This window comes from Devosia sp. Leaf420 (assembly GCF_001425445.1).
Lineage (GTDB): Bacteria > Pseudomonadota > Alphaproteobacteria > Rhizobiales > Devosiaceae > Devosia.
The window spans coordinates 80,581-98,627 of the sequence record NZ_LMQU01000001.1; the positions used below are offsets into that span (position 1 = coordinate 80,581).

The following is an 18,047-nucleotide window of genomic DNA, read 5'->3' on the forward strand; positions in this document are numbered from 1 at the left end:
TCGGCTTATGCGATGATTTGGCAGTAGAGGCAAAGAACTGGCGCTCGGAAAAGTCCCAATAATCCTCACTTTTAGAGTTTCCTGTTGCTAATCTGGCGCAAGCCCCCTACACGCTTAGATGAAGGCGCAGGTATTTCGCGAGCGCCAGCGACCGACCCTTGGAGGTCTTGTCGCGCCGCTGCGGAACCCGTCCGGCTCTTTGTGCCACACAAGCACATGACCGGTTTGAAAGCGGCGATTTTCAGCGCCTTCGATGACGAATTTCGATTCCTATGGGATCGGACGGTGGCGGACCGTTTTCAGGTTCACTGCCCAATAGGAAGAGGTCATATGGCCCGCAGGCGGACAAAGCGCGACGCGATCGAAAAAGACGATTGCCGTTTTGCTTCGCCCTTTCTCCCGGCCATGACCGAATTTGCCGGTGCGCAGAACGTGAGAGGTTCGCGCCCGATTGTTTTCAACACATTCGCCCCGCAACGCGCCGAGCCTGGTTATCTGGTTCGCCGGCTGCCTGCTTTTGGCGCGCGGGTGCGCGGAGTTTTTTATGGCAACCAAGAGAATGCTGGTGGATGCCATCCACCCGGAAGAAACACGGATCGTCGTTACAGCCGGTAATCGGCTCGAGGAATTCGACTTTGAATCGGCGACCCGCCGCCAATTGCGGGGCAATATCTACCTCGCCAAGGTGACGCGCGTCGAACCGTCCCTGCAGGCAGCTTTTGTCGAGTATGGCGGCAATCGCCATGGGTTCCTCGCCTTCAGCGAAATCCACCCCGACTATTATCAGATCCCGGTCGCCGATCGCGAAGCTCTGCTCGCTGAAGAAGAGCACGACGACGAGAGCCACGACGAATCTGAAGAGGCCGCGCCCGTTGCAGAAGCTGCACCGGAGGCCGAGGCTGAGGCCGAGCACCACGATGGCGAAGAAGAAAGCCATATCGAACAGGCACCGGCTAATAGCGAGCCAGTGGAATCGATCGGTGGCGCCGATGCGCTCGAGGAAGTGCCGGAGCGTCGGCAGCGCAGCCAGCAGCGTCGCCATCAGTATAAAATCCAGGAAGTGATCAAGCGCCGCCAGGTGATGCTGGTGCAGGTGGTCAAGGAAGAGCGCGGCAATAAGGGCGCAGCTCTGACGACCTACCTTTCGCTCGCCGGTCGCTATTCCGTTTTGATGCCGAACACTGCGCGCGGTGGTGGCATTTCGCGCAAGATTACCAATGCGGCCGATCGCAAGCGCCTCAAGGAAATCACCTCGGACCTCGAAGTGCCACAGGGCATGGGCGTCATCCTGCGAACCGCAGGCGCGACACGCACCAAGGCCGAAGTGAAGCGCGATTTCGAATATCTGATGCGCCTCTGGGAAAGCGTGCGCACGCTGACGCTGCAGAGCCAGGCGCCTTGCCTCGTTTACGAGGAAGGCTCGCTGATCAAGCGGACCATTCGCGATCTCTATAACAAGGACATCGACGAAGTGTTCGTGGCGGGCGATGACGCCTTCCGCGAAGCCAAAGACTTCATGCGCATGATCATGCCGAGCCACGCCAAGAATGTCGTGCTCTACAAGGATGATCAGCCGCTGTTCTCGAAATATGGCATCGAAGCGCAGCTCGATTCGATGTTCTCGCCGACGGTCACCCTGCCCTCGGGCGGCTATATCGTCATCAACCCGACCGAAGCGCTGGTCTCGATCGACGTCAATTCGGGCCGCTCCACCAAGGAGCACAATATCGAGGACACCGCGCTCCAGACCAATTTGGAAGCGGCAGACGAAGTGGCGCGCCAGTTGCGCCTGCGCGACCTTGCCGGCCTGATCGTCATCGACTTCATCGACATGATGGAGAACCGCTCCAACCGTGCGGTCGAGCGCAAGCTCAAGGACGCATTGAAGGACGACCGCGCGCGCATCCAGGTGGGCCGGATTTCGCACTTCGGCCTGATGGAAATGAGCCGCCAGCGCATCCGCTTCGGCGTTGTCGAAAGCTCGACGCACAAGTGCCCGATCTGCGACGGCACCGGTCTCGTGCGCTCGACGGAAAGCCTGGCGCTCATGATCATGCGTCACATCGAAGACCACGTGCTGCGCAAGCAGGGCCAGTCGATCAATGTGCGCGTGCCGACGGACGTGGCGCTCTATATCCTCAACTTCAAGCGCGACACGCTGACGGCGCTCGAAGCCCGCAATTCGCTTTCGATCACGATCACAGCCGACAGCAAGCTGACCGGCCATCAGTTCTCGATCGAAAAGGGCGAAAATCGCGTTTCCTCTTATGTAGATCAGCGCGTCGCGAGCCATGTGCGTGTCGATAGCGCCGTGATCGACGAGGCGGACGACGTCGTCGAGGTCGAGGAAGAAGAGACCGAGGACGAAGAAGAAGCCGTCGAAGCCCGCCAGGACAATGGCGAGGGTGAAGGCAACGGCCGTCGCCGCCGTCGTCGCCGCCGCCGTGGTGGCAATGGCGAGCGAGGCGAAGAACGCCCGCCGCAGCAGGCCCGCGAAGTCGAAGCCGTTGAAGCCGATGCCGAGACTTCGGAAGAAGACGCCGGCGAAGGCGAAGGTGGCGATGACGCTAATGCCCTAGACGCCGATGGCGAACCGCGTCGCCGCCGCCGCCGCGGCCGCCGTGGTGGCCGTCGCAACCGTCGCGATGGCGAAGGCACGACCGATGGCGCCGATAGCGGGGAAGTTCTGGCTTCCGTGCTGACGAGCGAAGCCGAGCAGGCCGAGATCGCCGAAACGGTGCTGGCGCAGGACATACCGGCAGAAGCCAGCGCGGAAGAGGCTATCGCTGCAGTGGAAGCCGTGGCACCTGCTGCGGAAGAAGCACCCGCCGAAAAGCCGAAGCGCAAACCGCGCACCCGCAAGGCCAAGGCGACCGATGCCGAAGCACCGGTAGAAGTGGCTGCAGAAGCACCCGCCTCTGTTGCCGAGGAAGCCGCGGAAAAGCCGAAGCGCAAGCCGCGGACCCGCAAGAAGGCTGAGCCGGTTGCAGAAGAAGCGGTTGCCGCTGAGGCGCCTGCTGCGGTCGAGGCGCCAGCCGCTGCCGTGGCTGAGGCCGAAGCACCGGTGACCGAGACGGTTGCTGAAGTCACAGAAACCCGGCCGAAGCGCCAGAAGAAGGAACTGCCGCCTGAGGGCGTCGTGGTTTCCTCGAGCGCTAACACGCCGGAAGCGGCAGAGGCCGAAAGTGAAGGCGAGCCGGACAAGAAGAAAAAAGTCGGCTGGTGGCAACGCCGGCTGGGTCTCGGCTAGGATTTGAGGAGGGCGGCTTTCGGGCCGCCCTTTTTCCATCATGTCGCGATCCGAACGCCTGCTCGATCTCCTGCAATTGTTGCGCAACAAGCGCGTGCCTGTGACGGGCCCTGAGCTCGCGCAGGAACTCAAGATTTCCATTCGCACGCTTTACCGGGATATCGCGACGCTGCAGGCGCAGGGCGCTGACATTCAGGGCGAGCCGGGGTTGGGCTATGTGCTGCGGCCGGGATTTACGCTACCGCCGCTGATGTTTTCGGCCGACGAAATCGAGGCGATCGTGCTTGGCTCGCGCTGGGTGGCGAGGCGATCGGCGGATGAGAGGCTGAGTCGATCGGCCGAACAGGCGCTGAGCAAGATATTGGCCGTACTGCCTAGCGAATTGCGCGAGAGCGCCGAGGCGACAAATCTGCTTGTCGCCCAGACGGCGAGGCAGGCGGAGGATCAGATCGATGCCGGGGTGATCCGGCTGGCCATTCGCAACGAGCGAAAGCTTGTGATCGGTTATCGCGGGGCGGAGGGCGCTGTATCGGAGCGGACGATCTGGCCGTTCATGATCGGCTTTTTCGAGGCGGTGCGGGTCGTGGTCGGCTGGTGCGAATTGCGCGAAGACTTTCGCAGTTTCCGCATCGACCGGATCACGGCGCTGACGCCCACGGACGTTCGCTATCCCAGACGACGCGCCGTGATGCTGAAGGCGTGGCGGGAGCGCGAAGGGATTTTGCCCCGGTGAGCGAGCGAGGCACTGCCGGAAACTGACAGTCCCTGGCGCTAGGGTGAGCTCATCGAAAAGGAGCTTACCGATGCGAACTCTCAATTACATTCTTCTTGCCGTCGCGGATATCGCTGGCAGCCGCGCTTTCTATACGCCCCTGCTCGGGATCGAACCGGTCGAGGCGTCTCCCACCTTCCTACTTTATGTGCTGCCCAACGGGATCAAGCTCGGGCTTTGGATCGCGGAGGAGATCGAGCCGGCGCCACGTGCAGCGGGCGGGGTCGAAGTGACATTTAGCGAGGAGAATGACGCTGCAGTCGATGCGACATTTTCCGATTGGTCCGGCAAGGCCGAGGTCTTGCAACAACCGACGCGGATGGATTTTGGCTATACGTTCGTGGTGGCCGATCCCGACGAGCATCGTCTGCGGGTGTTTACGCCAGTGGCCAATCCGCGGTGACGGATCTAGACTTAAGGCTGGCGCTTACGCGCCGGCCTTCAAGAATTTGTCCAAGCGCTCTAGGGCAAGTTCGACGGTTTGGCTGGTGCCGGCGTAGCTGAAGCGGATGTAGCCTCGGCCGCTGGTGCGGTCGAAGTCGACGCCGGGGGTGGAGGCGATGCCGGCTTGTTCGAGGAGTGATTCACAAAAGGCCAGTGAGTCGTTGGAAAACTTCGATATTCCGGCATAGGCGTAAAAGGCGCCGTCTGCGGCGGCGGGGAGATCGAAGCCAAGGTCTTGGAGCCCCTTGGTGAGGATGCGGCGGTTTTCGGCGTAGATGGCTTTTTGCTCTTCGGAATAGTCGCGTTCGCCGAGAGCGGCAGTGGCGGCGATCTGGCTGAGGGTTGGCGCAGAGATGAAGAGGTTTTGCTGCAAAACTTCGGCGCGGCGGACGAGGCTTTCGGGCAGGACCATCCAGCCGATGCGCCAGCCGGTCATGCAATAATATTTCGAGAAGCTATTGATGACGATGGCATCGCGCGTCAGTTCGAGCGCCGACACTGATGGGCCGCGATAATCGAGGCCGTGGTAAATTTCGTCCGAGATGAAGGTGATGTCCAGCCGCTTGCAGGTATCGATGATGTCGACGAGGCCGGCGCGATCGACGGCGGAGCCGGTGGGGTTGGCGGGACTGGCAAAGAGCAGGCCGTCGAAGGGCATCTTGTTGTAGGCGGCGTCGATCTGGGCGCCTGTGAGGTGCCAGTTATTGGCAGCTGAAACCGGGATTTCGGCGACCTGGAAGCCGAGGCCGATAATGGTATTGATATAGGCGGGATAGCCTGGACGGGTGATGGCGATGCGGGCGCCCGGGCGGAAGGCGGTGTGAAAGGCGAGGATGAAGCCAGCCGACGAACCCATTGTCGCCAGAATCAAATCCGGGCTCACGGCGACGTTGTGCTGGCGCTCATAGTAACGCGCGAGTTCTTCGCGTAGAGCAGGAAGGCCCTTGGCGCTGGTATAGCCCTGCGGATTGGGGAGCGCGCGGGCGACGGCTTCGAGGACTTTTGGCGCGGGCGGCTGGCCGGGCTCGCCCAATTCAAGATGGCAGATGGTGCGGCCCTGCCCTTCCAGAACCTTGGCGCGGTTGAAGATGTCCATGGCGAGAAATGGCATCAGGCCGTCGGTGCTGGGGGCGGTCATCGGCAGTGTCCTTGTTTGACACGGGACTAGCGGCAAGCGTGGTGCAACTCAACAACAATTGAAACTGCGCTTCAGACGGCAGCAATTGTTCCGTGCCAGTGTGGCGCGCGGTCTGCTAGAAGGCCGCAAGTGAATTCAAAGCGTTGGGGATCAGATGAACCGTCTGTCTATCGTCTTGGCGGCTGTGGCCGGCATTCTTGCAGGTGCGCTGGGCTATTCGCAGCTCAATCGTCCGGCGCCGGCCACAGATACCGTCGCGGTTCGCGCCATCGTTGAAAAGGTTCTTGACGAGCGCCAGGCGGCAGCACCAGAGGTGACGGCGCCCGCGCAGGAAACGGCGGCGATCGATCCGGCCGTGCTGAACCCGATGATCGAGAGCTATTTGATGAGCGATCCCAAGCTGTTGCAGCGGCTTTCGGTGGCGCTGGACGATACGCTCAAGGCCGAGGGCGAGACCAAGGCGCGCACGGCGATCGCTGAGATGCATGATTCGATCTTCAATGGCCCCGGTCAGGTCGTCCTGGGCAATCCCAATGGCGATGTCACGCTGGTCGAATTTTTCGACTACAATTGCGGCTATTGCCGTGCTGCCCTGCCCGATCTCGCGACGCTGCTGGCGGAAGATTCTGGCCTCAAGGTCATTCTCAAGGAATTCCCGATCCTTTCCAACGAGTCGATCGATGCTGCGCGGATCGGCGTGCTCGTCGGCGAGTCGGATGTCGATTATTGGACGTTCCACGAGGCACTGTTTTCGAGCCGCGGCAAGGTGGATAAGTCGGTGGCGCTCGCGGCGGCGGCCGACCTGGGCCTGAGCCCGGTCAATCTTGAACTGCAGATGGGTGAGGATCGGGTGGCCAAGACCATCCAGACTTCGTACCAGATCGCGCAATCGCTCGGGATTACGGGGACGCCGACCTATATCATCGGCAATGAGATCATTCCCGGTGCGATCGGGGTGGATGATCTGCGCACCCGCATCGCCAATATGCGCGCTTGCGGCGAGACGGCTTGTAGTTAGCCCTTATATCGCCCGACTCTTTCGATAGTTGCCCTCAACGCACCGGGAAGGCTCGCCTTTTCGGTGCATTTCGTGTAACCGGCCTTGCACCACCGGAAACAGCCGGTGCACAACGCTAGAGATCATGGCAAAGCACGTTCTCGTCCTCAACGGCCCGAACCTCAACATGCTCGGCAAGCGCGAACCGGCAATCTACGGCGCGCAGACCCTGGCAGATGTCGAGGCCCTTTGCCGGGCCGCCGGAAACGATTTCGACCTTGCCATCGACTTCCGCCAATCCAATCACGAAGGCGAACTGGTCACCTGGATCCAGGAAGCGCTCGGCACAGCCGATGGCATCCTGATCAATCCCGGCGCCTATTCGCACACTTCGGTGGCAATCTACGACGCCCTCAAGGCCGTGGCGCTGCCGGTTGCGGAGGTTCACATCAGCAATATTCATCAGCGCGAGGCCTTCCGACACCATTCCTATGTGTCGGCAGTCGCCTTTGGCGTCATTTGCGGCTTTGGCACGCTAGGGTATAGATTGGCCCTGGAAGCCATGGCTCAGAAACTGAAATAACGCTTCGCCGCGAAGCCGGGAGACCGACAAGAATGACCAAGTCATCGCAGGTGGATCAGGACCTGATCCGCGCCATCGCCGAACTTCTCAACAAGGAAAACCTTGCCGAGATCGAAATCGAGCACGAAGAGGGTTTCAGGGTCCGCGTAACACGCTCTTACCCGGTCGAAGCTCCGGCCTATGCGCCTGCCCCGCAATATTTCGCGCCGCCGGCTGCGCCTGCTCCCGCCGCCCCGGCCGCTGCCGGCGCTTCGGCTGTTCCGGCCGCCGCAGCGACCAAGGAAGACCTGACGTCCAATCCTGGCACGCTGACGTCGCCCATGGTTGGCACTGCCTACCGTTCGCCAGAGCCGGGCAAGCCGATGTTCGTCGATGTCGGCACCAAGGTATCTGAAGGCCAGACGGTTCTCATCATCGAAGCGATGAAGACCATGAACCAGATTCCGGCGCATCGCTCGGGCACTGTCACCCGCATTCTCGTGGACGATGCCCAGCCGGTTGAATATGGCGAGCCGCTCGTCGTCATCGAGTAAGGAGGCCTTTCGATGTTTCAGAAAGTCCTGATCGCCAATCGCGGCGAAATCGCCCTGCGCATCCTGCGTGCCTGCAAGGAACTGGGCATCCAGACCGTTGCGGTGCACTCGACGGCAGACGCCAATGCCATGCATGTGCGCCTTGCCGACGAGAGCGTCTGCATCGGCCCCAATGCGGCCAAAGACAGCTACCTCAATATCCCGTCGATCCTCGCCGCATGCGAGATCACGGGCGCGGATGCCGTCCATCCCGGCTATGGTTTTCTTTCGGAAAACGCCCGCTTCGCCAAGATTCTCGGCGAGCACAATGTGACCTTCATCGGTCCATCGGCGCACCATATCGAAATCATGGGCGACAAGATCACGGCGAAGAAAACCGCTGTGGAGCTTGGCATTCCCGTGGTTCCCGGTTCGGCTGGTGCAGTTGAAACCGAAGCCGACGCGCTCTCGACGGCCAAGTCGATCGGCTATCCCGTCTTGATCAAGGCAACTGCCGGTGGCGGTGGTCGCGGCATGAAGGTGGCGCAGACGGAAGCGGATGTGCTTGTCGCCTGGTCGACCGCGCGTTCGGAAGCCAAGGCGGCTTTCGGCAATGATTCCGTTTATATGGAAAAGTACCTCGGCAAGCCGCGCCACATCGAAGTGCAGGTGCTTGGCGATGGCCAGGGCAACGCCGTGCATCTTGGTGTGCGCGACTGCTCGCTGCAGCGCCGTCACCAGAAAGTCTGGGAAGAAGCCGGTGGCCCGACGATCGCTCCGGCAGAGCGCGACCAGATCGGCGAAGTCTGTGCTGCCGCCATGCGGAAGCTCAAATATTCCGGCGCCGGCACGATCGAGTTCCTCTACGAAAACGGCGAGTTCTATTTCATCGAGATGAACACGCGCCTGCAGGTGGAGCATCCCGTAACCGAGCGCATCACCGGCATCGACATCGTCTATGAGCAGATCCGTGTCGCATCGGGCGAAGCGCTGTCGATGACGCAGGATCAGGTGAGCTTTTATGGCCATGCCATCGAAGTGCGCATCAATGCGGAAGATCCGCAGACCTTTGCGCCATCACCGGGCACGATCACCTTCTATCACCCAGCGGGCGGCGTCGGTGTACGCGTCGATTCGGCTGTCTATCAGGGCTACAAGATCCCGCCCTATTACGACTCGCTGATCGGCAAACTGATCGTTTATGGCCGGACGCGCGAGGAATGCCTCAAGCGGCTGAGCCGGGCGATCGACGAATTCGTGGTGGATGGGGTCAAGACCACCCTGCCCCTCTTCCAGAGGCTGATCAAGCAACCGGACATCATCGCCGGCAACTATGACATCCACTGGCTCGAGAAATTCCTGGCCGAAAACAAGGTCTGACGACACATGGGGCCCGCACCCGCCATCGAGGCGCTTGCGGGCCTCACTTTCAATCGCGTGGCTTTTGCCGCCGATATGGCCATGTTCGATTTCGGGCCGCTGCACTCCAAAATCATCGGTTATGGGCCGCGCAAGGGTGCGACAATCTTTGTCGGCTCGCATGCGCTGCATGTGCAATGTTGCTGGCAAGTCGAGCAGGCCGGGCAAGTGATTGCTGACTTCGAAGGCGCCTTGGTACCGGGCGCTCTGGCGCCGGTCGAGGGGATGGTTGTCGATAGTGTCGTCATGACCCATGGCGTCATCGAGATCGAGATAGGTGCTTTCAAGCTCACGGTTTGGCCTCGCGCGGATCATTCCGGCGAGCAGTGGCGGCTATTGGGCGCGAAGCCAGAAGACGACCACTTGGTGTGGGGAGGCGAATTTGGCGCGCAAGGTTGACCCGTTCGATATCGAGGTGACGCCGGAGCTGATCGTCCGCGCCTACAGCGCCGGCATATTTCCGATGTCGGAAGATGCGGCCGACGAGGATGTCTTCTGGGTTAGTCCGGAATGGCGCGGGATCATGCCGCTCGATGGCTTTCATGCCTCCAAGAGCCTGCGGAAGGCCATGCGGCAATCGAGGTGGGATATTCGCGTCGATACCGACTGGGAAGGCATTATCGAGGGCTGCGCGACGGAGGGGGAGGATCGCTCGACAACCTGGATCAACGGGACAATCCGCGCGGTTTATGGCGAACTGTTTCGGCGCGGTGTGGCGCATACAGTCGAGGTCTGGGACGGAGAGGAACTGGTCGGCGGGCTTTATGGGCTGGCGATCGGCGCGGCCTTCTTTGGCGAATCGATGTTTCACCGCAGGACCGATGCAAGCAAGATGGCGATGGCGCATCTGGTCGAGCGGCTGAATGCAGGCGGCTTTGAACTGCTCGATACGCAGTTCATCACGCCGCATCTGGCGTCGCTGGGTGGGATCGAGATTTCGCGAGCGGAGTATGAGGACCGGCTGGCGCTGGCGCTCTCATCCGAAGGCAACTGGGGAGCGCTTGATGGATCCGCGTGAGAGGCTGCCGCTGCAATTCAAATCGCTGGCTGGGCGAGACTGGCAAACAGTAACGATCGGCAAATCCGGCGCGTCGGTTTGGCGAATTCCGATGGGCGAGACGGCGCTTTTCCTTAAGGCCGAGGCGGCGCATGAACTCAGCGAACTTAGCCAGGAACTGCTGCGGCTCGACTATCTGGCTGAGATGGGTTTTCCGGCGCCGCGCATTGTCGACGAGGTAACGGCAGACGCGTTCAACTGGCTCTTGATGACCGAGGTAAAAGGCAGGGATTTGACGCACCTGGTGGGTCAACCTCAGGTTTTGATTCAAGTGCTTGCGGACGGATTGAAGCGGCTGCATGCGCTTGATCCAGCGCAATGTCCCTTCGATCATTCGATCGATCAACGGCTCCGTGATGGCGAGGCCAACATGCTGGCGGGGCGGGTGGACGAGACTGATTTCGATGATCGGCATGAAGGTTGGACGGCCCAGCAGGTCTATGACTGGCTGCAGGCGAACCGGCCAGCGGAGACCGATCGGGTCGTGACGCATGGTGATGCGTCCTTGCCGAATTTCCTTGCCCATGAGCGACGGTTCAGCGGCGTCGTCGATTGTGCGCGGCTCGGGGTGGCGGATCGTTGGCAGGATCTGGCGCTGGCCTGCTGGAGCCTCGAATTCAATGGCGGCATGGATATGGTCCATGCCTTTCTCGACGCCTATGGGGTGCAATTCGACGCCGAGCGCTACAGGTTTTACTGCGCGCTCGACGAGCTTTTTTGAGGATTAGTCCTTCAGTTTGAAGGACAGGTTGGTCACCCATTCTTCCATGTCAGGCACTTCTTCCGGGTCGCTCTCGTAGATTTCGAGCCGGCAGGCGAAGTGGTCACCGTCGGGACGTTCTTCCATATCGAAATCCTGCTGGGTGAGGCGCGCCCAGCCGATGAGCATGCCGGTGACCGTTTCGAGCTTGTCCGGATGGCCGACCCAGCTCAGACCGAGGAAATTGCCGCCGGGCAGTGTGCCGTTGCGCACATTGCCCTCGTCAGGGCCAGCCGATCCGACGGCAATGCCCGCTTCCACATCGAGCGTCGACGCCATATCGATGCGGCGATAATTGTAGAAAGCAGGGCTGCCCAGGGTCAGGCCATGCTTACCGATATAGTTGAAGAGCTGCGGAAAGCCTTCTTGGGCCGGTTTCTGCATCTGGCTCATGGTTACGGTGAACGGCACATAGATATAGGCCTGCGGCTTGCGCACTTCATTTTTGGGCAGGGTCAGCATAGTTCGTCCTCCTCTGGTGTGATCAATCGACCTGGCCGCCGCCCGTGGCATTGGCCATCGTGGCGGTCATGCTGGAAGCCAGATCGCTGGCGAGCAGCACGGCTGCATCGGCGACTTGGGCAAGGGACGCCATTCGGCGCAGCGGCGTGTCTTTCGCAAATTCGGCGTGGATTTCGTCGAAGGTCATGCCGCGCTCATTGGCGTGGATGGTCCAGGCTTCGCGAATGCCGGGCGTATCGGGCGAGCCGGGCGACCGCACCCAACAACAGCGCACGCCCTTGGGACCATTCTCGACGGCAAGATGGCGGAGATAATGTTCGACCGCGGCGCAGGCTATGCCAAAGCCGCCCATCTGGTTATAAGCCTCGCGTCCTGCATTGGCGGTGATCCCGAGAATGACGCCACCGCCATTTTCGCTCATGTGACGCGCCACGACGGCGCCGATATTGAGCCAGGATTTTAGGCCACGCTCGACCGGCATGATGAAGCGGTCAAAATCGATGTCGGTCAGATTGGTGCCTTGAGCGTCGCCCCAATCGATGGCGCTGAAGACGATATTGATCGGGCCGCTGATGGCCTCGGCATTTTTGAGTTGGGCCTCTACCGAAGAACGATCGAAGGCATCGGCCGTGTCGATATAGACTTGGCCGCCGCTGGCGCGCAGTGCTTCGGCTGCTGTTTCAAGCCGATCTCGATTGCGGGCGACCAGATGGACTGTGGCGCCCTCGCGCACAAATGCCTTGGCGACGGCTCCACCCACCGCGCCGCTGCCGCCATAGACAATGGCGGTCTTTCCCCTGAGCAGCATCGTTTCCCTCCGCAGCATGCTTCAGCACGACGACGAATGGCATCGCCGTGCTTAAACACGCTAGCGAAATAAAATTATCGCTGGTCGGGCGGCGGGACGTTGGTGCCGGTTTTGCACTCGATGAGCCAGACGTCGTAGACGGGATGGTCCACGGCATTGAGCGCGGGGCTATCGGCAAACATCCAGCCGGTAAAGATGCGTTTGGCCGTGCCGTCGAGCGAGCGCTGGTCGACCTCGAGGAAAGCGGAGGTGCGCTGCAGCGTGTCATTGGCCGGGCGGTCATAGCAGGCGCGCGGAGTGATTTCGAGCGCACCGAAAAGCACCGTTTCGCCGATATAGACGTCGAAGCGCGTAATGCGGCCAGTGATTTTATCGAGACCGGCCAAGGTCGCGACTGGATTGGCCAGCGGCTGGGCGACAACCGGTGTAACACCAATTGCCGCGGCAAGAGCCACGGCAATCAGACTACGAAAAAGATGGGACAGGCGCATGGGCGCCTTATTCGGGCGACCAGGCTTGATAATCGCCAGTGACGCGCGGTCGTTCGCCCTTGTTAAGCAAGCTACCATCTGGGCGGTAGGCTTCGGCCGTGCCGGTGAGATTGGCCTGATGCGGCTTTTCCCATTCACGCGGCTTGTAGTCGGCGCTTGCGGGCACGACGTCGGTGCGGTGATGCATCCAGCCGTGCCAGCCGGGCGGGATGGCGGAGGCATCGGCATAACCGGCATAGGTGACGTAGCGGCGGTTTGCCTTCTTGTCCTGATAATAGCGGTTGCCGAATTCGTCGGTGCCGACGAAATTGCCAAAGCGCTTGATCCAGAGTCGGGTTCCCCACGTCTGGCCGCTCCACCAGGCGAAGATTTCAGTGAGGAACTTCTTGGTATCAGACTTGGCCACGAGACGATTCCGCTCAACAGGAACGATTTGTCGAGCGGTTTATCATGCTCGCACCGGAGAGCCTAGACCCAAGCGACGCAAATTGCCGGCATCTCTGGTGATCACGAATTGCAGGGCCCGTCGAACCGGGAGCGCTCCGTGGCGTTAGCATCGCATCGAACCTTTCACGGGAGACGAGCAATGGCACCGAACCACAATAGCGGCATTCTGAGCCCGAACGAGACCAATTACGATATTCCCGACCAGACCAATATCGCGCAGCCCTATAGCCAGAGCGAAATCGAAGACCTGCTTTATGGCGGCGATCTGTCGGTCGAGGACCGATTGGCCCGCCTGCGCGATCTGCGTGACGACGCGACGATCCGGGAAAGCGGCGATTGGGGCGATCAGGACCCGGCGGCGATGCTCGATGAAATCGATCGCGCCATCGAGGAATTGAGCGCCGACAATGAAACCGCTGAAGACAATGCCAGCATGGACAATGTGCTGCTCGATGATCCCGCCGATCACTCCCACGTGCTTTCGCCGGACGATGTTGACGCTTTGACCGAACTGTCTGGAGAATCGGAAGAGGATCTGGAAGCTGCAGCTCTCGACGACGACGAAGAGGATGAAATCCTTGACGACGATGCTGACGAGAGCGAGGCGCCGGTGAACGGCTTGCACTAAGAATTCTTATCCGGGACAGGATGAGCGGGGAGTGGTGGCAACACCGCTCCCCGAGCTTTTTCAGTGGGGCTGAATGCCGCTGATGCCGAGATAGATGGCGTAGAGCGACGTCGTGGCGGTGATGAAGAGGCGATTGCCTCTTGGCCCACCAAAGGTGAGATTGGCAACGCCCTCAGGGATATTGAGGCGCCCGAGTAAAGTTCCATCGGGTGTATAGCAATGGACGGCGGGACCACCGCTGGTCCAGACATTGCCCTGGGTATCGACGCGCATGCCGTCTGGAACGCCGAATTCTAGATTGCAGAATTCGCGTCCATTGCCGAGCGTGCCGTTGGCAACATCGAAGGCGCGGATATGGCGCGGGGCACCGGGCTTATGGCTCGAACCGGAATCGGCGACGTAGAGGCGCTTTTCGTCGGGGGAAAAGGCGAGGCCGTTGGGCTGCAGGAAGTCGGTCGCGACTGCGGTCAGCTCGCCGGTTGATGGGTCCAGGCGGTAGACATTGTGGGTTGCCTGTTCGGGTTCGGCGCGAAACCCTTCGTAATCGGTGAGAATGCCGTAGGTCGGGTCGGTGAACCAGACGCTGCCATCGGAATGGACGACGACATCGTTGGGAGAATTGAGGCGCTTGCCCTCGAAGCGATCGGCGAGGACGGTGATGGTGCCATCGTACTCGGTGCGGGTGACGCGGCGGAGGCCATGCTCGCAGGAGACGAGGCGGCCCTGGCGGTCACGGGTGTTGCCGTTCGAAAAATTGGAATCTGCGCGGTACACTCCGACCGTGCCATCAGGCAAGTAGCGCATCATGCGCCGATTGGGGATGTCGCTCCAGATGAGATAGTCGCTATCCCTGAACCAGACGGGGCCTTCGGCCCAACGGCAGCCGGAATAGAGGCGCTCGAGCTGGGCGCTGCCGATGATAAGATCGCTGAAGCGCGGATCGATAATGTCATGAACTGGTGCGGACACCTATTTCCTCCTCCTTCGGCGGAGGAAGGGCATTGCCCCGACCCTGCCGCAAACTTGCCCCATGAGGGCAAGGCGACCTTAGTGGGGAGGCTCAATTGCGGCAATCCCGGCAGCCTTCGGTTAACCTCGCATCAGGCTTGCCGTGAGACTTTGGCCGCAAACGGCGCCCTAGCCTTTCAAAGGATACTCATGAAGATCACCCCTATCCGCCTCCTCGCCCTTGGATCCGCCGTTGCCGCGACGATGGCCATTGCCGGTTGTTCGATGATGGGCATGGGCGGCGGCGCCAGCTCGCCTGCTGGCCTTTCGTCAGGCCTGACGGCCAGCATGGACCAGCCCGGCGCGCGGCTCGACAAGGCCCAGGCCATTGCCTTGATCAATTCCTATCGCGCGACCGTCGGTGCGCCGGCGCTCGTGGCTGATGCCAGCCTCGATGGCACCGCCCAGGCGCTCGCCAATCAGTATGCGCAGACCAATACGGCTCCGGCCACGCCGCAGGGCATGTCGGTGATGAAGCTCAGCGCCGGCTATTCGACCTTTGCCAATACGTTCTCGGGCTGGCGCAATAGCCCCGCGGATGCTGCGGGTCTTGCAGCGCGCGGTAGCAAGGCCGGCATCGGCGTCGCCTACAGCGCCGCCTCGAGCTATGGCGTGCATTGGGTTCTGCTGATTGCGAACTGAAGACGCCTTGATCGACGCCAGGGGGGTGAGATGCCCCCTGCCCGTCTTGAAACTCGAAAAGCGTATCGAGAGCCTGGCGAGCGGCGCGGTTCTGACCGTGCTCGCGACCGACCCGATGGCGGAGATCGATATTCCGCTCTATTGCCGCCAGCGCGGCCATGCATACCTATTGCACCGCGAAGGCGACACGCTGCGGTTCGAGATCACTAAAGCCTAGCGCGACGCGGGGCGCGGTCGTGGATAGGGCACGCCGGGACTGCCGGCGAGTTCGAGGCCCGGGCGCAGGTTAGCGTCGAGCGCCGACGCTGGCGTCGTGGTGTCTGAGACCAGAGCTGCGCTCGGGAAAGCCGGAACGTGCGCAGGACGCGGACGCGGCAGGGCGATGCCGGTACGCATGCGGCCAAGATCGGTCGCGACGTGTTCGACGGCGGCGATCTGGTCGGTGAGATAGCTCGGCTGGCCCTTCATGCCCATTGGAAATGCGGCTTCCTGCGCTTTCACATAGGTGGCGGCGTCCTTACCGCAAATATTGGCGCGCATATCGATAGGCGCGGCGCCAACCGCATTGCTGACATTGAGAATGGTCTGGCCGGTTGGCGTCGCCGAGCCCGACAGGCCCTTGAGCAAGAGTTCGGCAGCGCGCTCATTGCGGTCGCGGCCCGACGAGCCGCCGAGAACGACGGCAAGCAGGCGGCGGCCATTACGATCGACATCGGCCACGAGGTTAAGGCCGGACGCGCAGACAAAGCCGGTCTTCATGCCGATGGCGCCGGAAAAGGTCGTCAGCAGATTGTTCTGCGATTCGAGCTTGAGATTACCGATCCGCACGACGCTGGTGTGGAACATTGGCATGTATTGGGGAAAGCTCTGCTCGATGTAGAGCGCGAGCACCGCCAAATCGCGTGCGCTGGTGACCTGAAGCGGGTCATGAAGACCATGCGGGTTTTCATAATGGGTGGCTGTCAGGCCCATGCGGCGCGCGACGTCGTTCATCTTGGCGACGAAATTGGCTTCGTTTCCGCCGATAGTTTCGGCGATGGCCACAGCCATGTCGTTGGCCGACTTGACGATCAGTATATAAAGCGCGTCTTCGAGCGATACCGAGGTGCCGACCTTGAGGCCCGAACGGCTCGGAGCCATGGTCAGAGCGTATTTCGATAAAGTCACCGGCGTATCGAGCGTGACGGTGCCCTTGGCGATTTCTTCGAAAGCCACGTAGGCTGTCATCAGCTTGGTGAGGGAAGCGGGATGCCAGGGCTGGCCGGCCTGCTCTGCATAGAGCACGTTCAGATTGTCACGATCGACGAGCAGCATCGGATTTGCCAAAGCGGGCACTAGGCTCAGCAAGCTCAGGGCGAGGGCAATGGCAAAACGGCGCAACAACAGCACGGGGAATCTCATGGCAATCTTCAGGAATTGGGTCGTCTTTATCAGCGACGCCTCTTGGCCTCAAGAAATGGGGCAAAGTTTGACGTCCATGTGAACTGGCTACTGACGCCATCTGTCGCGCGCCGGGCAAAGCTTTTGGGCAACCGTTTTGAGGATTTTCGCCATGACGACTATCGTGACCATTCTGACCCCCAACTATGCCGATTGGGAAACTGCCCTGCTCAACGCTGCAGCGCGCAGCTATTATGGCATCCAGACACTCTTTGCTTCGCCCAATGGCGAAGAGGTTGTGTCGTCAGGCGGGCTCCGCGTCACACCACAGCTTTCGGTGGCCGATATCGACGTTTCGACGGTGGATGCCGTCCTGGTCAATGGCGGTTCGATCTGGAGCACGCCGGCGGCGCCCGATGTGAGTGCGGTGCTGAAAAGCGCGGCAGCGGCAGGGAAAACCGTAGGCGGGATCTGCGATGGTGTCATCGCGTTGGCGCGAGCTGGCCTTCTGGACGAGATCGACCACACCGCCAATGGACCGGAGAGCCTGCCCGATACGGGATACAGAGGCGTGGCTCACTATAGGGATCAGCCGCAGGCTGTTCTCGCCGGGAGAATAGTGACTGCACCGGGGACGGCACCTGTCAGTTTCATGGGAGCGGTGTTCGAGAGCCTTGGCCTTCGCAACAATGATCTGGACTTTTATCTGGGGCTTTACGGCGCCGAGCATCACGCAAAGGTTTGAGGGCTAGTCACAACTAGTAACTGTGACTATATTTGTGCCTGAGTATCCAGATTGACGCGAGGCGCACCATGTCCCTGACAGACACATCCAAGCATGCCAATTGCTCGGCCATGTCCGATGTCCTGAGCCGCATCGGCGACAAATGGAGCGTCATGGTCGTTGGCATGCTGAGCCGGAACGGCACCCTACGGTTCAACGAGCTCAAGCGCATGATCAATGGCGTTTCGCAGCGCATGCTGACGCTGACCCTGCGAAACCTTGAGCGCGATGGGCTTGTAAGCCGCACGATCTATCCCGAGGTGCCGCCACGCGTGGAATATACGCTCACGGAAATGGGCAAGACGCTGCAGGGGCCGATCAATGCCCTGTGGGACTGGTCGGCAGAGCATCATGTCTCAATCGTCGAGGCGCGGGATATCTATGACCAGCGCCAGATGACAGTCGCTGCTAGCGAGCCGCGCAAGATCGCCTACTCCCGGGGGCAGTAAGCCCCTTTCCCGTTTT

The 18,047-nt window shown here is 60.9% G+C and carries 23 protein-coding genes; 16 read left to right on the top strand and 7 right to left on the bottom strand.

Annotated features, from left to right (window positions below):
* Positions 1 to 216 precede the first annotated feature (216 nt).
* From ASG47_RS20505 to ASG47_RS00395, 4 genes are all read left to right on the top strand, one after another.
* Positions 217 to 615 carry a hypothetical protein gene (locus ASG47_RS20505; protein ID WP_156463935.1) on the top strand — a complete coding sequence of 133 codons (399 nt, stop codon included), beginning with the start codon at positions 217 to 219 and terminating at the stop codon, positions 613 to 615.
* Positions 545 to 3,250 carry an Rne/Rng family ribonuclease gene (locus ASG47_RS00385; protein ID WP_061907250.1) on the top strand — a complete coding sequence of 902 codons (2,706 nt, stop codon included), beginning with the start codon at positions 545 to 547 and terminating at the stop codon, positions 3,248 to 3,250. The genes ASG47_RS20505 and ASG47_RS00385 overlap by 71 nt, the downstream gene beginning before the upstream one ends.
* Before the next feature lie 40 nt (positions 3,251 to 3,290).
* Entirely contained in the window at positions 3,291 to 3,983 is a 693-nt protein-coding gene (locus tag ASG47_RS00390) for a helix-turn-helix transcriptional regulator (RefSeq protein ID WP_061906771.1), read from the top strand.
* Between the two features lie 70 nt (positions 3,984 to 4,053).
* Entirely contained in the window at positions 4,054 to 4,425 is a 372-nt protein-coding gene (locus ASG47_RS00395; RefSeq protein WP_061906772.1) for a VOC family protein, read from the top strand.
* Positions 4,426 to 4,449: 24 nt separating this feature from the next.
* Here the strand turns inward: ASG47_RS00395 and ASG47_RS00400 are convergent, their stop codons facing one another.
* The gene (locus ASG47_RS00400) at positions 4,450 to 5,604 is read right to left on the bottom strand and encodes a pyridoxal phosphate-dependent aminotransferase (protein WP_061906773.1); all 1,155 of its coding nucleotides are present in this window, start codon (positions 5,602 to 5,604) and stop codon (positions 4,450 to 4,452) included.
* Between the two features lie 154 nt (positions 5,605 to 5,758).
* Here ASG47_RS00400 and ASG47_RS00405 point away from each other — a divergent pair, with 154 nt between their 5' ends.
* The 7 genes from ASG47_RS00405 to ASG47_RS00435 all read left to right on the top strand — a co-directional run bounded on the left by ASG47_RS00405 (position 5,759) and on the right by ASG47_RS00435 (position 10,893).
* Complete coding sequence (locus tag ASG47_RS00405; protein ID WP_061906774.1) at positions 5,759 to 6,622, top strand: DsbA family protein; 864 nt, start codon at positions 5,759 to 5,761, stop codon at positions 6,620 to 6,622.
* Positions 6,623 to 6,746: 124 nt separating this feature from the next.
* On the top strand, positions 6,747 to 7,184 hold the full coding sequence (aroQ, locus tag ASG47_RS00410; RefSeq protein WP_061906775.1) for a type II 3-dehydroquinate dehydratase: 438 nt from the start codon (positions 6,747 to 6,749) through the stop codon (positions 7,182 to 7,184).
* 32 nt (positions 7,185 to 7,216) lie between these two features.
* Entirely contained in the window at positions 7,217 to 7,717 is a 501-nt protein-coding gene (gene accB, locus ASG47_RS00415; RefSeq protein WP_061906776.1) for an acetyl-CoA carboxylase biotin carboxyl carrier protein, read from the top strand.
* 12 nt (positions 7,718 to 7,729) lie between these two features.
* Positions 7,730 to 9,076, top strand: coding sequence for an acetyl-CoA carboxylase biotin carboxylase subunit (accC, locus tag ASG47_RS00420; RefSeq protein WP_061906777.1), 1,347 nt, complete (start codon positions 7,730 to 7,732; stop codon positions 9,074 to 9,076).
* Between the two features lie 6 nt (positions 9,077 to 9,082).
* On the top strand, positions 9,083 to 9,514 hold the full coding sequence (locus tag ASG47_RS00425) for a hypothetical protein (protein ID WP_061906778.1): 432 nt from the start codon (positions 9,083 to 9,085) through the stop codon (positions 9,512 to 9,514).
* Positions 9,498 to 10,133 (top strand): leucyl/phenylalanyl-tRNA--protein transferase, encoded by a 636-nt coding sequence (gene aat, locus ASG47_RS00430; RefSeq protein ID WP_061906779.1) that lies wholly within the window; start codon positions 9,498 to 9,500, stop codon positions 10,131 to 10,133. The genes ASG47_RS00425 and aat overlap by 17 nt, the downstream gene beginning before the upstream one ends.
* Complete coding sequence (locus ASG47_RS00435; protein WP_082461255.1) at positions 10,120 to 10,893, top strand: APH(3') family aminoglycoside O-phosphotransferase; 774 nt, start codon at positions 10,120 to 10,122, stop codon at positions 10,891 to 10,893. Before aat ends, ASG47_RS00435 begins: the two co-directional genes overlap by 14 nt.
* 3 nt (positions 10,894 to 10,896) lie before the next feature.
* Here ASG47_RS00435 and ASG47_RS00440 read toward each other — a convergent pair whose 3' ends face one another.
* From ASG47_RS00440 to ASG47_RS00455, 4 genes are all read right to left on the bottom strand, one after another.
* Entirely contained in the window at positions 10,897 to 11,394 is a 498-nt protein-coding gene (locus ASG47_RS00440; protein ID WP_061906780.1) for a GyrI-like domain-containing protein, read from the bottom strand.
* Positions 11,395 to 11,416: 22 nt separating this feature from the next.
* Positions 11,417 to 12,202, bottom strand: a complete 786-nt coding sequence (locus ASG47_RS00445) for an SDR family NAD(P)-dependent oxidoreductase (RefSeq protein WP_061906781.1) — start codon at positions 12,200 to 12,202, stop codon at positions 11,417 to 11,419.
* 74 nt (positions 12,203 to 12,276) lie between these two features.
* A complete protein-coding gene (locus tag ASG47_RS00450; RefSeq protein ID WP_061906782.1) occupies positions 12,277 to 12,693 on the bottom strand; it encodes a DUF2155 domain-containing protein in 417 nt (138 codons plus the stop codon).
* A 7-nt stretch (positions 12,694 to 12,700) separates the two neighbouring features.
* Entirely contained in the window at positions 12,701 to 13,099 is a 399-nt protein-coding gene (locus ASG47_RS00455) for an NADH:ubiquinone oxidoreductase subunit NDUFA12 (RefSeq protein ID WP_061906783.1), read from the bottom strand.
* 180 nt (positions 13,100 to 13,279) lie between these two features.
* Here ASG47_RS00455 and ASG47_RS00460 point away from each other — a divergent pair, with 180 nt between their 5' ends.
* The gene (locus ASG47_RS00460) at positions 13,280 to 13,768 is read left to right on the top strand and encodes a hypothetical protein (RefSeq protein ID WP_061906784.1); all 489 of its coding nucleotides are present in this window, start codon (positions 13,280 to 13,282) and stop codon (positions 13,766 to 13,768) included.
* 60 nt (positions 13,769 to 13,828) lie between these two features.
* On the opposite strand, the gene ASG47_RS00465 is transcribed toward ASG47_RS00460, so the two are convergent.
* Positions 13,829 to 14,737, bottom strand: coding sequence for an SMP-30/gluconolactonase/LRE family protein (locus ASG47_RS00465; RefSeq protein ID WP_061906785.1), 909 nt, complete (start codon positions 14,735 to 14,737; stop codon positions 13,829 to 13,831).
* A 189-nt stretch (positions 14,738 to 14,926) separates the two neighbouring features.
* On the opposite strand from ASG47_RS00465, the gene ASG47_RS00470 reads away from it, so the two are divergent.
* On the top strand, positions 14,927 to 15,418 hold the full coding sequence (locus ASG47_RS00470; RefSeq protein ID WP_061906786.1) for a CAP domain-containing protein: 492 nt from the start codon (positions 14,927 to 14,929) through the stop codon (positions 15,416 to 15,418).
* A gap of 7 nt (positions 15,419 to 15,425) precedes the next feature.
* The gene (locus ASG47_RS00475) at positions 15,426 to 15,635 is read left to right on the top strand and encodes a sulfurtransferase TusA family protein (RefSeq protein ID WP_244487013.1); all 210 of its coding nucleotides are present in this window, start codon (positions 15,426 to 15,428) and stop codon (positions 15,633 to 15,635) included.
* On the opposite strand, the gene ASG47_RS00480 is transcribed toward ASG47_RS00475, so the two are convergent.
* Positions 15,632 to 16,819, bottom strand: a complete 1,188-nt coding sequence (locus ASG47_RS00480; protein ID WP_061906788.1) for a D-alanyl-D-alanine carboxypeptidase family protein — start codon at positions 16,817 to 16,819, stop codon at positions 15,632 to 15,634. The genes ASG47_RS00475 and ASG47_RS00480 overlap by 4 nt on opposite strands.
* 151 nt (positions 16,820 to 16,970) lie before the next feature.
* On the opposite strand from ASG47_RS00480, the gene ASG47_RS00485 reads away from it, so the two are divergent.
* The gene (locus ASG47_RS00485) at positions 16,971 to 17,543 is read left to right on the top strand and encodes a DJ-1/PfpI family protein (protein ID WP_061906789.1); all 573 of its coding nucleotides are present in this window, start codon (positions 16,971 to 16,973) and stop codon (positions 17,541 to 17,543) included.
* A gap of 68 nt (positions 17,544 to 17,611) precedes the next feature.
* Positions 17,612 to 18,031: a winged helix-turn-helix transcriptional regulator gene (locus ASG47_RS00490; protein ID WP_061906790.1), complete on the top strand. Its 420-nt coding sequence runs from the start codon at positions 17,612 to 17,614 to the stop codon at positions 18,029 to 18,031.
* Positions 18,032 to 18,047 lie beyond the last annotated feature (16 nt).